Annotated in this window: 14 protein-coding genes; 3 read left to right on the plus strand and 11 right to left on the minus strand. The window is 44.4% G+C overall.

Features of this window, described 5'->3' with window-relative positions; translation table 11 throughout:
* The 4 genes from nth to ACLTWA_RS17230 are packed head-to-tail and all read right to left on the minus strand — an operon-like array spanning window position 1 to window position 3,975.
* Complete coding sequence (nth, locus tag ACLTWA_RS17215) at window positions 1-663, minus strand: endonuclease III (RefSeq protein WP_412329130.1); 663 nt, start codon at window positions 661-663, stop codon at window positions 1-3.
* Window positions 633-2,402, minus strand: a complete 1,770-nt coding sequence (locus tag ACLTWA_RS17220; protein ID WP_412329131.1) for a B12-binding domain-containing radical SAM protein — start codon at window positions 2,400-2,402, stop codon at window positions 633-635. The genes nth and ACLTWA_RS17220 overlap by 31 nt, the downstream gene beginning before the upstream one ends.
* A 1-nt stretch (window position 2,403) precedes the next feature.
* On the minus strand, window positions 2,404-2,898 hold the full coding sequence (locus ACLTWA_RS17225; protein ID WP_412329132.1) for a deoxycytidylate deaminase: 495 nt from the start codon (window positions 2,896-2,898) through the stop codon (window positions 2,404-2,406).
* 12 nt (window positions 2,899-2,910) lie between these two features.
* Window positions 2,911-3,975, minus strand: coding sequence for an L-threonylcarbamoyladenylate synthase (locus ACLTWA_RS17230; RefSeq protein WP_412329133.1), 1,065 nt, complete (start codon window positions 3,973-3,975; stop codon window positions 2,911-2,913).
* Between the two features lie 169 nt (window positions 3,976-4,144).
* Here ACLTWA_RS17230 and asnA point away from each other — a divergent pair, with 169 nt between their 5' ends.
* Both asnA and ACLTWA_RS17240 read left to right on the plus strand, forming a co-directional pair.
* Window positions 4,145-5,152, plus strand: coding sequence for an aspartate--ammonia ligase (gene asnA, locus ACLTWA_RS17235; protein ID WP_412329134.1), 1,008 nt, complete (start codon window positions 4,145-4,147; stop codon window positions 5,150-5,152).
* A gap of 112 nt (window positions 5,153-5,264) precedes the next feature.
* Window positions 5,265-5,966 (plus strand): hypothetical protein, encoded by a 702-nt coding sequence (locus tag ACLTWA_RS17240; RefSeq protein WP_412329135.1) that lies wholly within the window; start codon window positions 5,265-5,267, stop codon window positions 5,964-5,966.
* A gap of 138 nt (window positions 5,967-6,104) precedes the next feature.
* Here the strand turns inward: ACLTWA_RS17240 and ACLTWA_RS17245 are convergent, their stop codons facing one another.
* From ACLTWA_RS17245 to ACLTWA_RS17270, 6 genes are all read right to left on the minus strand, one after another.
* Window positions 6,105-6,800, minus strand: a complete 696-nt coding sequence (locus tag ACLTWA_RS17245) for an N-acetylmuramoyl-L-alanine amidase (protein ID WP_412329136.1) — start codon at window positions 6,798-6,800, stop codon at window positions 6,105-6,107.
* 79 nt (window positions 6,801-6,879) lie between these two features.
* On the minus strand, window positions 6,880-8,265 hold the full coding sequence (locus ACLTWA_RS17250; RefSeq protein ID WP_412329137.1) for a metallophosphoesterase: 1,386 nt from the start codon (window positions 8,263-8,265) through the stop codon (window positions 6,880-6,882).
* 84 nt (window positions 8,266-8,349) lie between these two features.
* Window positions 8,350-10,011, minus strand: a complete 1,662-nt coding sequence (locus tag ACLTWA_RS17255; protein WP_412329138.1) for a glycosyl hydrolase family 18 protein — start codon at window positions 10,009-10,011, stop codon at window positions 8,350-8,352.
* 199 nt (window positions 10,012-10,210) lie between these two features.
* Window positions 10,211-10,456, minus strand: coding sequence for a hypothetical protein (locus tag ACLTWA_RS17260; protein WP_412329139.1), 246 nt, complete (start codon window positions 10,454-10,456; stop codon window positions 10,211-10,213).
* A gap of 86 nt (window positions 10,457-10,542) precedes the next feature.
* Complete coding sequence (locus ACLTWA_RS17265; protein ID WP_412329140.1) at window positions 10,543-11,160, minus strand: hypothetical protein; 618 nt, start codon at window positions 11,158-11,160, stop codon at window positions 10,543-10,545.
* Complete coding sequence (locus ACLTWA_RS17270) at window positions 11,157-12,611, minus strand: serine/threonine protein kinase (protein WP_412329319.1); 1,455 nt, start codon at window positions 12,609-12,611, stop codon at window positions 11,157-11,159. The genes ACLTWA_RS17265 and ACLTWA_RS17270 overlap by 4 nt, the downstream gene beginning before the upstream one ends.
* A gap of 570 nt (window positions 12,612-13,181) precedes the next feature.
* Here ACLTWA_RS17270 and ACLTWA_RS17275 point away from each other — a divergent pair.
* Window positions 13,182-13,901 (plus strand): adaptor protein MecA, encoded by a 720-nt coding sequence (locus ACLTWA_RS17275; RefSeq protein WP_412329141.1) that lies wholly within the window; start codon window positions 13,182-13,184, stop codon window positions 13,899-13,901.
* A 76-nt stretch (window positions 13,902-13,977) separates the two neighbouring features.
* Here ACLTWA_RS17275 and ACLTWA_RS17280 read toward each other — a convergent pair whose 3' ends face one another.
* Window positions 13,978-14,868, minus strand: coding sequence for an alpha/beta hydrolase fold domain-containing protein (locus ACLTWA_RS17280; protein WP_412329142.1), 891 nt, complete (start codon window positions 14,866-14,868; stop codon window positions 13,978-13,980).
* Between the last annotated feature and the right edge of the window lie 22 nt (window positions 14,869-14,890).

Genomic DNA, 14,890 nt, shown 5'->3' on the forward strand with positions numbered 1-14,890 from the left:
CTAAGAGATCTTTTCCTGGGCGCCGGGACAGAGCTCCTTTAAAAAGCATTCCCTGCACTTAGGATTTCTGGCGACACAGATGGATCTGCCAAGTGTAATGATCTGTATATTCCATAAGATCCAATGATCCCTGGGAAGAACCTTCATCAGCTCATATTCGATCTTTTCCGGATCTTCTGATTTTGCAAATCCCAGCTTTCTGGAAATCCTCTTTACGTGGGTATCTACCACAATGCTGGGTTCGTTATATATATTGCCAAGGATGACATTGGCCGTCTTTCTTCCGACTCCGTCAAGGGAGGTCAGTTCCTCTATGGTCCTGGGCACTTCTTTGCCAAACCGTTCCATCAGCTTCTGACAGCAGGCGATAATATTCTTTGCTTTCATGCGGAAAAAGCCGAGGGAATGTATGTCTTTTTCCAGCTCTTTCTGATCTGCGTTTGCAAACTTTTCCACAGAATCGTATTTCTTAAATAAATCTGCTGTTACCATGTTTACTCTGGCATCGGTACACTGGGCGCTTAAAATAACGGCAATCAACAGCTGCCAGGGCGTCTCATGGTTTAAATAACAGATATATTCCGTTCCATATTCCCGGTCAAGCGCTGCAAGGACCTTTGTCACCCGTTCTCTTAATTCTGCTTTCGTTTCTTTTCCTGCCATTCATTCCTCCAAATGCCGATTTCATAAACAGCCGCATTATGGGTCAGGGCATCCCGCTTTTTATAGTCAAAAAGCACCGCCCGTCCGTCCCGGAATACCTCCACATGCGCCATCTTCATCAACTGTCTGGCCTCATATCCTTCATATCCCTCTTTTAAATAAGCAAGGCTTTTTGCTTCCTCTGTAAAAAATACTTTTATCCGTTCTTTATACGGTTCCTGATCCGCAGAAAAACGGGGACGGCTTTTTAAATTTTCTCTTAAATATAAATCATATACCAGAAGATCCTGATACATGGGAAGCTTTTCCGGTATTAGCTGCTTGATGAATCGTTCCAGAATCTCATAACGTGCCATACGGCTGTGACTGATACCTGTCAGCTTCTGTTTATCATAGTATTCGGCAAGAGCCTCAAACATATCAAAAGGGGATGAAAATTCTTTTATAAGTTCATTCATGGTCGTCCGAAACTGGCCGCTGTTTCCGTAAACCTCTAACATTTCTTCCAGATTTTTTAATTTTAAGATTTCTCCGTAATTAAGCCAACTGGTAGAAAGTACTTCATAGGGCGCCTGTTCCTTAAATCTTACGCCGTATTCCTCTGCCTTTTCAGACATAAAGGAACCTTTTAAAACCTTTAAAAATCCAAGCTGCAGCTGTTCCGGCTTCATGTCATAGACCTGATTAAAGGACCTGCGGAAGCTTTCATAATCTTCATAAGGAAGTCCCGCAATTAAATCCAGGTGCTGATGGATATTTCCAAACCGGTTGATCTTATTTACAATCTCCTTTAAGATTAAAAGATCCATGCTTCGCCGGATTTCCTTTATGGTATCCGGATTGGTGCTTTGGACACCGATTTCAAGCTGTATCAGCCCAGGTCTCATCCGTGACATCAGTTCCAGTTCCTCTTCGGTCAATAGATCTGCGGAAATCTCAAAATGAAAGTTGGTGATTCCGTTGTCGTGCTCCAGCAGATGACGCCAGACCGCCATGGTGTGCTGGTGGTTGCAGTTAAAGGTCCTGTCCACGAATTTTACCTGAGGAATCTTCTTTTGAAGGAAAAAATCCAGTTCTTTCAGGACCATCTGGGTATCACGAAAACGTACGGATTTATCAATGGAAGATAGACAGTAGCTGCAGGAAAACGGACAGCCTCTGCTGCTTTCATAATAGATGATCCTGTTTTCAAACCCGGACAGATCCTCATAGAAAAATGGAATCCGGCTCATATCCACCGCCTTTTTTAACGGACTTTCCACCGGAATCCCGTTTTTATCCCTTACGGCAATCCCGTCTATACCGGTAAAATCCCTGGGACTGCCTTTTATATAGCGGCGCACCACTTCTTTAAAGGTCTCTTCTCCTTCTCCCATCATGATTCCGAAAACTCCCGGTTCCCGGCGAAGGATCTTTGCTGCATCGTAAGATACTTCAGGACCTCCCAGCCAGATCTCCACTTGGGGGAGAACCTTTGGAAGGTCCCGGACCAGTTCCAAAACATAAGCCATATTCCAGATATAGCAGGAGAATCCCACTGCATCCGGCTTTCTTAAATAGATATCCTTTAAGATATCATCAAGCTGGTTGTTGATGGTATATTCTCCTATCCCGATCTGAAATCTTCCATCCTTTAATTCCGGTTCTTCCACATACGCTTCTGCATAGGCCTTCAGGCTGTAAATCCCCGGATTGGAGTGGATGTATTTGGCATTGAGCGCCGCCAGTAAAAATTCCATGCTAAACCTCGATCTCTATTTTTCTTCCGGTAGGCTGGTACTGGTAATACCGGACTCCTGCCGCATTTAACATGCGTTTTGATGCATTGACCACAGGCGTTCCGGCATACTTATCTGAGGCGTATACTACGGTCTTGATACCTGCCTGGATGATCGCCTTTGCACATTCGTTGCAGGGGAATAAAGTGACATAAAGCTTGGACCCTTCCAAACTTCCTCCCCTGTAATTAAGAATAGCATTTAATTCACTGTGAGCGGAATAGAAATATTTGGTATTGTAAGGATCGTCCTCCTCATTCTCTCTTCCCCATGGGAACTCATCGTCAGAACAGCCCATGGGAAACCCGTTGTAGCCCATGGATAATATCTTATTGTCCTCGCTTACGATGCAGGCACCTACCTGGGTGCTTGGGTCCTTGGAACGTTTTCCGGAAAGGACTGCAACTCCCATAAAATATTCATCCCATGTAATATAATCTTTTCTCTTTCCAGTCATAAAAATTTCCTCCTAATCGGTTTGTATGATATGATAACCGGCGGCCTTTACCAGCCGGTTCATAATAGCCTGTCCCAAATGGGTGTCTGCAAAGCTCTCAGAGAAGATAAAATCTGCATTCCAATCATCAAAATCCCTTAATACCGCATAAAGGTTATGTGCGATCGTTTCTTCTTTTGTACGCAATCCCATACTTTTTATCAGGCCGTCATGATAGTATTCCCTGGTTTCCTCCGTACAGATGATTCCTACCCGGAATCCCTTTGATAACTTTTCTTTTACTAAACGGTTTATGGTCTCTGCCACAGCCTCCCGTTCCCCTTCCACCAGGGTCAGATCCGCTTTCGGGGCATAATGCTTATACTTCATTCCCGGTGCCTTTGGTTTCATCTCCGGGCTCATAGGGCCGGAAATAATGGCAGGATCGAGACGGATCTCCCGTCCCAGAACCTTAGATGCCATCTCCTTTGTGACGGCTCCGGGCCTTAAGATCATGGGCTCCTTGCCGGACACATCAATGATGGTGGACTCCACACCGATGCCTACCGCTCCGCCGTCTACGATCATCTCGATCTTTCCATTCATATCCTGCCACACATGATCTGCGGTGGTGGGACTGGGCCGGCCTGAAGTATTGGCACTGGGTGCTGCAATGGGCACACCTGCCAGACGGATCAGCGCATTGGCCACCGGATCAGACGGCATACGGACTGCCACCGTATCAAGCCCCCCGGTAGTCCCGTAGGGAACCAGACGGCTCTTTGGAAAAATAAGTGTCAAAGGCCCCGGCCAGAAAGCTTCCATCAGCCTTTTACCAGCCTCCGGAACTTGTAACACGAGCTCCGGCAGGTCCTTAAAATCTGCAATGTGGGCAATTAAAGGATTATCCGATGGCCTTCCCTTTGCCGCATATATTTTTTTAGCTGCCTCTTCATTTAACGCATTGGCTCCCAGTCCGTATACGGTTTCTGTGGGAAATGCCACCAATCCGCCGGCTTTTAATATCTCCGCAGGTTTCTTTAATTGCTCTTCCTCCGGATGCTCCTTATCTTCTATATAAATTCGTTCTGTTACCATATGACATTGCTCCTTTTCACTTCCATTTATCATATCACAGGCCCAGTCACCATGCAACTTCTTTGCTGACAGAGAAGGGGCCTGCAGCCTGTGAAAACAGAAACAATTGTTGCAGCCTTTTCCTAAAAATGGTACCATGTTAGAAACACTTTACTTGGGAGGATACACCTTGAAACTGATCATACCGAAAAACTATGACCCCAGGCTGACCGTTCGTGAAACACAGGAAGCCATCAAATACATAAGAGATACCTTTCAGAAGGAACTTGGAAAGGAAATGAACTTAGAGAGAATATCGGCTCCCCTGTTCGTAGACAGAAACAGCGGCTTAAATGATAACTTAAACGGAGTAGAACGGCCGGTGCAGTTTGATCTTGCCGGGATTCCGGGACAAACCATGGAAGTGGTCCATTCTCTGGCCAAATGGAAGCGCATGGCCCTTTATGAATATGGATTTCAGCCCGGCGAAGGACTTTATACAAACATGAACGCCATCCGGAGAGATGAAGACTTTGACAACCTGCACTCCTGCTACGTGGATCAGTGGGACTGGGAAAAAGTGATTACCAGAGAGGAACGCAATCCGGATACATTAAAGCAGACCGTAAGAACCATCTTTAAGATCATCAAGCATATGGAACATGAAGTGTGGTACAAATACCCCAACGCGGTAAAACATCTCCCGGAAGACATTACCTTTATCACCTCCCAGGAACTGGAGGACCGCTACCCATCAAAAACACCGAAGGAGCGGGAAAACTTAATCACCAGAGAATACGGCTGTGTCTTCCTTATGAAGATCGGTGACAAATTAAAAAGCGGAGAGCCTCATGACGGAAGAGCTCCTGATTACGATGACTGGCAGTTAAACGGGGATATCCTGTTCTGGTTTGAACAGTTAAACTGTGCCCTGGAGATATCCAGCATGGGCATCCGTGTGGATGAGACTTCTCTGGCAGAACAGCTGAAAAAGGCCGGCTGCGAGAACCGCAGCCAGCTTCCTTACCACAAAATGCTCTTAAACGGAGAACTTCCCTGCACCATTGGAGGAGGCATCGGACAATCACGGCTCTGTATGCTTCTCCTTGACCGGGCCCATGTGGGTGAGGTACAGGCCAGCATCTGGCCGGAGGAAATGAGGGAGATCTGTAGGAAAAACAAGATATTTCTTTTATAATTTCATTTAAAAGGATTTACCATTGGTAATTTATCATTTCCTCATTTTTCTTATATAAAGTCATTACGGACCGATATATTATAAAGAAAATACAAAGGGGGGGGGACATGTTATGTACATTGGAAAATTGAGTGCATCGTCTGGGGATTTGCATATCCAGTCCATAAACCGTTCAGCTGCACTTAAAAACCGTGTTTTAAATGGTAAAAAAGAGGAAAATACTCATATCGATACGGTCACAATTTCATCCACAGGAAAAAAGCAGAGTATGATCGAACAGTTGCTAAAACAAAAGGAATTATTACAGGAACAAAAACAATCCCTGCTAAATTCCGCAGCGGAAAGCAAAGCTTCCGGTCTTGACGCAAAGCTAAAGGATTATGAACAGCAGATGAAAGACATTGACCAGCAGATTAATGAGCTTCAAACCGACGACATGACAGGCAAAAAAGAGGATGACAAGGCAGATACGGGTTACAAAGAACCTAAAACAAAAGAAGATATTCAAAAGGAACAATTAGGTAATCTGAACGCATTGTCCAATGGAACGAATCAGGCAAAGGTTATTGCCTCAGTAAAAAATAGAATTGACGGAAATATCAGTGTCCTGAGTTCTGAAATTCATTACGGGCTTGGTAATACTTCATCTAAGATAGAAAAAATTATGGCTTTGGAACGCCAGTCCAAAAAACTGCCATCTGAAATCGCAGACAAATTAGGAGAATCTATGGAGTCTATTACTGCAATGACTGAGGATGCGTCAGAACCTGGCAGCCAGGAAGTTCCTGTAGCCTCTACCGTGTCCGATAAATAACAGTATTTAATAAATGCCGGTTTCAATTATGTCAACCAGAAAAGAGGCAGAAGGGGTGAGGCATCCACATAATCTCGAAGAGATGCCATTCCTCTTCTGCCTCTTTTCCTATGGGGCAGGAATTGTTATGTAATCCACTTATTTTCCATTTAAATATTCCATAATACCCATGTGAATGGTCCATGCCACCCGGTCCTGATATTCATCAGACTTTAATAAAGCCGCTTCTTTCCAGTTCGTCAAAAATCCGCATTCTACAATTACAATCGGAGATTTTACATGAAGGAGCAGATAATAATTATCGTTAGGTTTCGGCAGTCTGGTGTTTTTTTCTCCCAGAACATAATCAAACCGTTCCTGTAAAATCTCAGCCAGCCGTTTCCCTTTTTCCGATTTCTTATAATAAAATACCTGTCCTCCGGAAATCTCCTCCTGATGATAGCTGTTCTGATGAATGCTGACAGTAAGAGCCGGGTTGACTTCATTGATAATATCACACCGTTTTGTCATATCGGCCATCTTTTTTCTGTTGTCTTTTTCCGTATAAAGTCCATTATCATTCTTTCTTGTAAGCACAACTTCCACATCAGATGCTTCAAGATATTTTTTCAGCCGGTTTGCGATCTGTAAATTGATGTCCTTTTCCAGAGTTCCATCGATCCCGATCTTTCCCGGATCATTTCCACCATGTCCGGCATCGATCACAACGACTGGTTTTTCTTTTCCAGCCTTTACACTGACCCCTGCCGTCATCTTCCCGGCATGGCTTGAGATTACATAGACCAATACCAGCAAAATCACCGCCATAAACGGTTCCCATTTTTTTAATTTCACATTCTCTACCTGACACTTATTCTTAATGAATTATATCTTTCAGTGAAATAAAAAAGAACTGTTTAAGACGACTTTCCCATCATTCTGCATTCAATACATTGTAGTCCCTGATTCCATCAGCTGTAATCCACTCCAGATACTGGGACAAAATGCTTTGGTATCCCTCCTCCATCCACATCTTATACCCTGTCTTTTTCATGGCATTCTCCCGTATATCCACTACTTTTCCTGCAGAGCAGGCAGCACTCAGTTCCGCATAGACCTTTGCCATCTGGTCTCTCTGGTATCTGGTCAGGCCTTTCATGGATTCCAGCCGGTCAAATTCATCCTGAGCTTCATTATAAAAGACCTTGCTTAGAAACCTCTTTCCGTAATCTTCAAAATTCAAAAGATTTTTATCGGTGTTTCCTGTACTCTGAGCCCAGGCCTTCATATCAAGGGCCTGGGTATGATAGCGGAATTTGCCATCCTCATCATAGTTCAATACTCCATACTGGCATGGAGGCGTCGATAAGGAACCGGTAACTATCTCATAGATTCCGGAATCCTCCGATGACCGCTTATAATGCTGGACATGCAGATGACCGCTTAGATACAAAGGCACCTCCCAGCTTTCCAGCTGGTCAATCAACTGCTCACTGTGTTCTATGGTACAGTCCTGCAGATAAACTTCACTTTCATCAAGAAGATTATGATGGCTTACGGGAATCACCTTCATTCCCAGCTCATAAGCTGCTTCCATCTGTTCTTCAATCCAGTCATAGGTATCGTCCCGTACCATTCCGCCGACCAGATTCTTTGGCTCATACTGGCAGGTATCAAGCATCATAGCTCTGGTGGAGTCATTGATCTGGTAAACATAGCTTAATGACGCACAATCCCGGCTGACTGCTTCATTGTAGCCGAAATCCTGATATATTTCTTCAAACTCCTGAGAGGTGATCGACTGTGCCTGCTGGGAAGTATCACCGGTAAACCGGGCAGCCAGAGGATTGTTAATGTCATGATTTCCGGGCATGACAATGACAGGAATCCCGGCAGCTTCTATCTCATGAAGCTTTTCTGCAAATTCCTTATGGCTTTCCTTTTCGCCATTAAAGGTTAAATCTCCACTGAGAATTACAATATCGGGATGTTCTTCCTTCACCTTTGCAATAAACGCATCTGTGATCTCCCAGATATACTGCATGGCCTTTCCATCGCCGTGATTCACTGTATATTGGAAGCTTTCCTGTAAATCCGTTAAATCCTTTGCCAGATAATGCATATCCGAAGCAACCATGATTTTTGCGCTTTCTTTCTCTAAAGCCGCTTCCGTTGCCGGGCTTTCCGTGGGCTTAACAATGGCTTCTGTGGCCTGGGACCGGGTGGCAGCAGGAGTTTCCGATACCTGCTGCCCGTCCGAACACCCGGTGGACACACATATGGCTGCGAACAACGCTGCCAATAGGAACCTGTTTTTCATGACCTGACCTTCCTGTCTATTCGTTTCTTAATAATTCGTTTCTTATGATTTGTTTCTTATGATTCATTTCTTACTGTCTTCTGCTTATTTCTTTTCCAGCTGAACTACGTCCCATATATCTGCCGGTTCAAATCCCAGCTTCCAGCAGGCCACTCCTGCCAGATCATACTGTCTGATCAAATCCATCTTAAGCCCGAGGGAGCGTTCTTCTTCCATCCAGATTTTTTTAAGACCTTCCTCTGTCTGCAGTTCCCCATAATACTGTCCGGATTCCTCCAGCCAGTTAAGCTCCACCTGATTCTCACTGACCCATTCTTTGGCTTTTGCAATGCCTAAAGAGGAGGAAGAGGTCTTATTGTCACTGTCCAGGGTCCATACTCTGGTATAAAAGGGAATTGCCTGTATAATCTTTTCTTTAGGCACCTCTAAAAGCGTATCTTTGATTCCGTTTCTGACATATCCGATGGAGGCTACAGAACCGGCATCTCCTCCGGCGTAATGCTCATCATATCCCATAATGATCACATAATCAGCCACGACTGCCTGCTCCTTCCGGTTATAGAACTGGTTGCCCGGCATTGGAACATAGTTATCTACGGAAAGGACTATCCCTTTCTCTCTGCAGGAAACGGACAACTCCCGGATAAACTGGATATAAGGAACTCCGGCCTCTTCTTTAATTCCTTCAAAGTCCAGATTGATTCCGTCAAATCCATATTTTTCTGTTTCCGCCATCAAAGACTCAATGAGCCTGCGTCTGGTGGAGGTCTTTGACAAAAGAATCTCTGTATTTACATCCTTACTGAAATTGCTGATAAGGGCCCACACCTTCAGACCTTTGTTATGCGCCTTTTTTACGTACTCCGCATCAGCCAGGGAGCGGTAATTGCCTTCATTATCTGTAAGCTCATACCATGTGGGTGATATGACATTGACCCCTTTTGTATTGGCGATTACGCGGTCAAAGGAGGCATTCCCGTCGGGAGTAGTCATCTGATGCCAGGCAAGGCACACCGGCTCATCCATAACAATATTTTTATAAACAGGAGCTTCAAACGTGCTGACAGGATTTTCACTACTGAGCTTACCAAGACGGCGGTGTTCCACATAACCAACAAAGCCATCTTCTGTCCGGACCTTATCCCAGCGTTTCATGGATTCTAAAACCGTGACCTTACTCCCCTTTGATATCCATGTCACAACAGGGCTCTTCACGCCTCCCTTGACCCGGATATTGCCATTTTTCTTAACCGTTGCCACATTTATGGAATCCCACTTGTTATTAATAAACATTCGTTTGTTCTGTGCACCGTCGTAGGCTGCCACACGGATATCTGTATAATTGGCCACCAGTCCCACGGATAAATAAACATTGTCTTCGCTTACCCATATCAGAGGCTTTCCAGTGGTTCCCTTCGTGGTATGATCTGCATATACAATGGAATCCGGCAATGCATATACCAATAGCTTCTCACTGGTGTCCCAGTAAAACCGTTCATTCAAGGTACTGTTCACCCAATCAATAGGAAGATAGGTCTGCCCTTCCTTAAAAATCCCTTTTGCTTCCTGTAATTCTTCATTTAAATAAAGGGCTACTTCATTGTCCTTTACGCCAAGCAGTTCTGTCCTGTCGGCCTGCTCATCCGTGGGGATATAGCGTTCTAAAAACCGGACTCCGAAAAAGCCGGCAATTACCAGCAAAATCAATCCCAGCGCCGCGAGAACGGGCACAGCTTTCCTATTCATCAGCTTTCCTCCTGCTATTGGATCGTATCATTTTATCTTTGTAGTAGATTTTCTTTTAGATTATATCACACTTCTTCATTTTTGAAATTTACATTTTCATTACGTTAAATATCCCCTGATCCCACCCTGATGTGCGCGCAAAGCCAGTTTCAGGCTGAAGACGGCATCCGAACCCACACATCCCTTTTTTTGCCGAAAGCTAGCGGTTATAGATTTTATCAAATCTTATTTCCTGCAGCTTTCCGGTCTTTTCATCCGGAATATAATCGGCCATATAAACGCAATCATCCTCCCTTACCTCAAAAATCTTACTCCAGTCTTCCTCGGGAAGTTCCTCCCCATCAATTAAAATGGTAATTCCCTGTTCCCGGTATCTTTTAAGCCCTTCCAGATATTGGTCTTTTTTTGAACTCTTCTCCCGCTCTCTGGCATCTTCTTTTTTCATCTGTATCTCCCCTGTATCTTTTCTTTTGTATGGAGGCGCAAGAGAGGACCACAAGGATTTATTCGTGACAACCGCCTCTCCCTGCCTTAAAATAACCTCTGGTAAAACTTAAGCACTTCTGCTGTGACAACAAACGCATCTACTGAAACTGGAATTCTCCGGACCGGGTGTTTCAGCCTCTTTTCCATATTTTTTCTGGCTTCTTCGCTTCCAAAGCACACGAAGGTCTCCCAGCTTTTCTCCGCTTTTTTCCCTTTCCCTTCAAACTCCAGAAATGCTTCCATCTGCCACTCACTTAAGCTCCCCAGAACAAACTGTCTGTCACATCTTAAAAATTCTTCCAGATTTCCTTCTCCTACCGTTCCGTAATCCACAATTACCGTCTGGCAGCCGGACTTTTTACACAGCAAAAGGGTATTGATCCCCGCCTGTCCATAATAATCCACCTCCAGAACACGAAATACTCCGGCCTTCCCTTTTTCTTCCGTGCAGACCTTTCTCATACCGGCAAAATCTCCATGGCTGTTCCATTCCAGAACCGCACAACGCTTTCTTTGCACGCCGCTTAAATATCCTGCTGTCATGACCGCAAAATGAGTCACTCCAACACATCTGCCTGTGCCTATTATGCCGATGACCTGCTGGTTTTCCGTATTTTTGCGGTGTTTTCGTATGGACCATATGGATTTTTTCTTTCCCATCATGAGATTCTATCCTTTCTGAAAGTCTTCCTTTTCTTCCTTAACATCCAAAACACCAGCTGTTTCAGCCAATTCACAGACCTTTCAAGCCCTGGTATTATCAAACTTTTTTCTTCCAGGATTCTGGCTGTCAGTGCTTTGTAAAATACTACGGACTCTCTGTTTAAGGCAAATGGATCAGGATCATAAGGCGCCCGAAAACAACGGGATGCCAGTACCCCTTCCGGTAAATGGATTTTGCTACTAAAAGACGCATGGTTGTAGACAATTACGTAAGGCAATCCTTTTGCGGCCACCTCACTCGCCACACGTTCCGACTCCATTCTGCTCCAGGGGCTTCCGTCACATACCAGAATCACCACGTCAGGCCCTTCCAGAAAAACGCCTTCCCCCCAATTTCCGTAATCCTGAATTTTTACTGCCGCAGGAGGTGCTTTTAGCTTTACCCCCTGACCATAAAAAGGTTTCCACACAAAACTACGGTACCGCAAAAGGCCATACTGGTCCCGCTTGACACCTGCGTAGTCTGAAAGTCCGATTCCCATGCCGGAATCATTTTTTTCTTCAAATACGTTGGGATATCCTTGATTTCTAAGATAAACAGACAGGCCGACGGCAATATGAGTCGTTCCGGCCCCTGATTTGCTCCCGAACAGAGCAATTGTAAGAGATGATGATTGCAGACGGTCTTTTGCAGCCGTTCCCATGTTATGAAGCTGTAAAAGCCTTTCCCCCAGCTCCTGTGCGGATGAATAACGTTCTTCCTTTTTCTCTTTGATACACCCTTTAATGACCGCAGACAGATCGGAATCCATAAACCGGTCCGGTTTGTAAGGCAGCTTTGGAAAAGATCCTGTATATAAATAATGAAGGATAGCACCAATGGCATAGATGTCTGTTCTCTCATCAAGGATTCCGTCTTTTCTATACTGCTCCGGCGCTGCACATCCAACGGTTCCATACCGTTCTCCGGGTATATTTGCCTCGTCAAGAGACGCAGCCAGGCCAAAGTCGATCAGTTTTACGGTATCATGGCACAACAACAGGTTCTTTGGCTGTAAATCCAAATGTAAAATAGGGTTTGGTCCTGCGAGATGCAGGTAATGAATGATGTTTGTCAACTGAATTCCATAGAATATGGTCAGTTCTTTAGACAAATGACCCTGCCGTTTTACAAGGTCAAATAAAGATTCTCCTTCCAGATACTCTTCAATTAAATAACTATAGGTTTCGTCTTCTTCTACGTCATAAACAATGGGGATTCCGGGATAACGAAGCTCCTTTAGAACAAGTGCTTCCTTTCTGAAATGATCATAATTGAGAAAGCTTTTGGGTACCCGCTTGACCGCACGGTATTCCTCAAGCCCAAGATGAACCGCCAGAAAGACTGTACCTGCCCGGCCGGTTCCCAAGATGCCGCATATCTGATATTTGCCAAACAGAACGGCGCTGATTTAAGCCACCTCCTTTTTGCCTGTCCAATATCATCTCTTGAAATACATTCTAATTCATTCTTTCTTTTTTATCAACTACTTTATAAAATTTTTATTGGTGCACTGGATTTAGTGTCACCTCCCTTCTTAGGGAGGCCCACCACCTTATACACGGTTATCTCATATCACTATGGTAACATATCCCATTTTAACGTGTAATTACTATTCCAGGCAGTCGGCCCAATAACCGTTCTGCTGCTTTTTTTCGCCTTTATTCCTTTACCCGCTGTCTCCTTGTGGTTTATTTTACTTTTGGAAACGGATATTCCGATCCATAACCATTGATACCCAAACCGCCACATGGAAGCTGCAGAGAAAATACAGGAATTAGTATCAAATCAGTATCATGTAAAAAATAAAACATGAAAATCCCATGAAATACATAGGATACCCGGTTTTTTGCATATAAACCTTAAATTTATATAAATTTTTTCACATAGTAATTGCCTTTTTGCTATATTATATAGTATAGTTATTTTGAGGAAGTATGTAATATTATCCACCATTTTTAAAAGAACAGGAAGTGATCCTATGAAGATAGAACGTATCAGTGAAAATCAGATCCGTTGTACGCTTACCAGCTTTGATTTAAGTGCCAGAAACCTTAATTTAGGCGAGCTTGCTTACGGCAGTGAAAAAGCCCGCAACCTGTTCCGCGAGATGATTCAGAAAGCCTCTAACGAAGTGGGATTTGAAGCAGAAGACATTCCTCTCATGGTAGAAGCAATTCCGTTATCCAACGAAAGTGTGATGTTAGTCATTACAAAAATCGACGATCCGGAAGAATTAGATACAAGGTTTGCTAAATTTTCACCATCAACCGACGAAGACTTGGATTCTATGCCAGGAGATCTGGCAAACGAGCTTTTGGAAGGTGCTGACGGCCTCTTAAGTCTTTTGGGAATCGATAAAAAAGAGGAACCGGAAGCACAAAAACCAAAAGAATCGTCATATGCTTCCTCAATAAGAATCTATTGTTTTCAAAGTTTAGATCAGATATCTAATGCCGCAAGGGCTATCGGACAGGTTTACGATGGCGAGAATACATTATATAAAAAGCCGGGTACCAGACAGTACTACCTGGTGATTCGCAACTCTCCTGAAAAATCTTTGGATTTCAGCCGCGTCTGCAACCTGCTTGCAGAATACGGTTCCAAGATCCGGCAGGATTACGCTTCTGAAGCGTACTACAAGGAACATTACGAGGTTCTGATTGAAGGCCATGCCCTTCAGTCTCTCTCCAAACTTTAACCCGTTCCTTTGTTCATAGTACTTCATCACACATCAAAATGAGGTTCGCCCCTTGAAAAAGGGGCGAACCTCATTTTTAAAATTCTATATGCTCTTCCTGAAAAAAGGAGGATATTAACTCTAACGTGGCATCCGTTTCTTTGCTGGCAGTCATAATCCAGTTATGGGCCATTCCGGCACCTTTCTTGTAGATGATTTCTGTTCCCTCCAGCGCTCCTGCCTTTTCCGCCAGTAACTCACAATCCGGCGTAAGCACCTCCTCGGTTCCGGAAAATATAAGAATCGGCCCCAGATGATTCCAGTCCCCATGAATCGGAGATACAAAAGGATGATCCGGCTCTAAGGGGCCGCAGTATCTGGCTCCTGCTGCCTTTAATGCTTCAACCGGAAGAATGTAATCCGTTTTCTGGGCAATTTTAATTCTGGGATTGCTTAAGGTGATATCCAGCCAGGGAGATACCACTGCCGTCTTCACCGGCATAGGCATATTTCCCATATCCCGCAGCTCCTGCAAAAAGGAAAGTGCAAGCCCGCCGCCGGAAAAATCTCCGAACAGATAAAATTCATCGGCTGGATACTCACCGGTCAAACGGTTATAGGCATTCAGCAGACACTGGTGAGCCGTAAGTGCCGTATATTCAGGAGCCAGGGGATACTGAAAGATGGATACCCGCATCTGTTCTTCTTTGGCAAAATATTCAGCGATTTCCCGGCTCCGCCCTGTGGGTTCCAGGGTGTAGGCTCCGCCCGGCAGCATGAAAATATGGGTATTTTTTGTATAGCTGCCATTGACAGTGACTCCGTAAAAACCATCCACGTTCCAGGTCTTGACCCGCACCTTTTTTGTAAAACGTCCAATATCCAGTTCCCCGCTCCCCCGTTTTGGCTGTTCCAGCTCAAGTGCCATTTTCTTATCCGCTTTTTCCATTCTGGCAAAAAACTTTGACATCTTAGCCTTTAAACTCATGGTATAAAACTCCCCTTTCCCG

Source organism: Lacrimispora sp. (assembly GCF_046972725.1).
In the GTDB taxonomy this organism is placed as follows: Bacteria; Bacillota; Clostridia; order Lachnospirales; family Lachnospiraceae; genus Lacrimispora.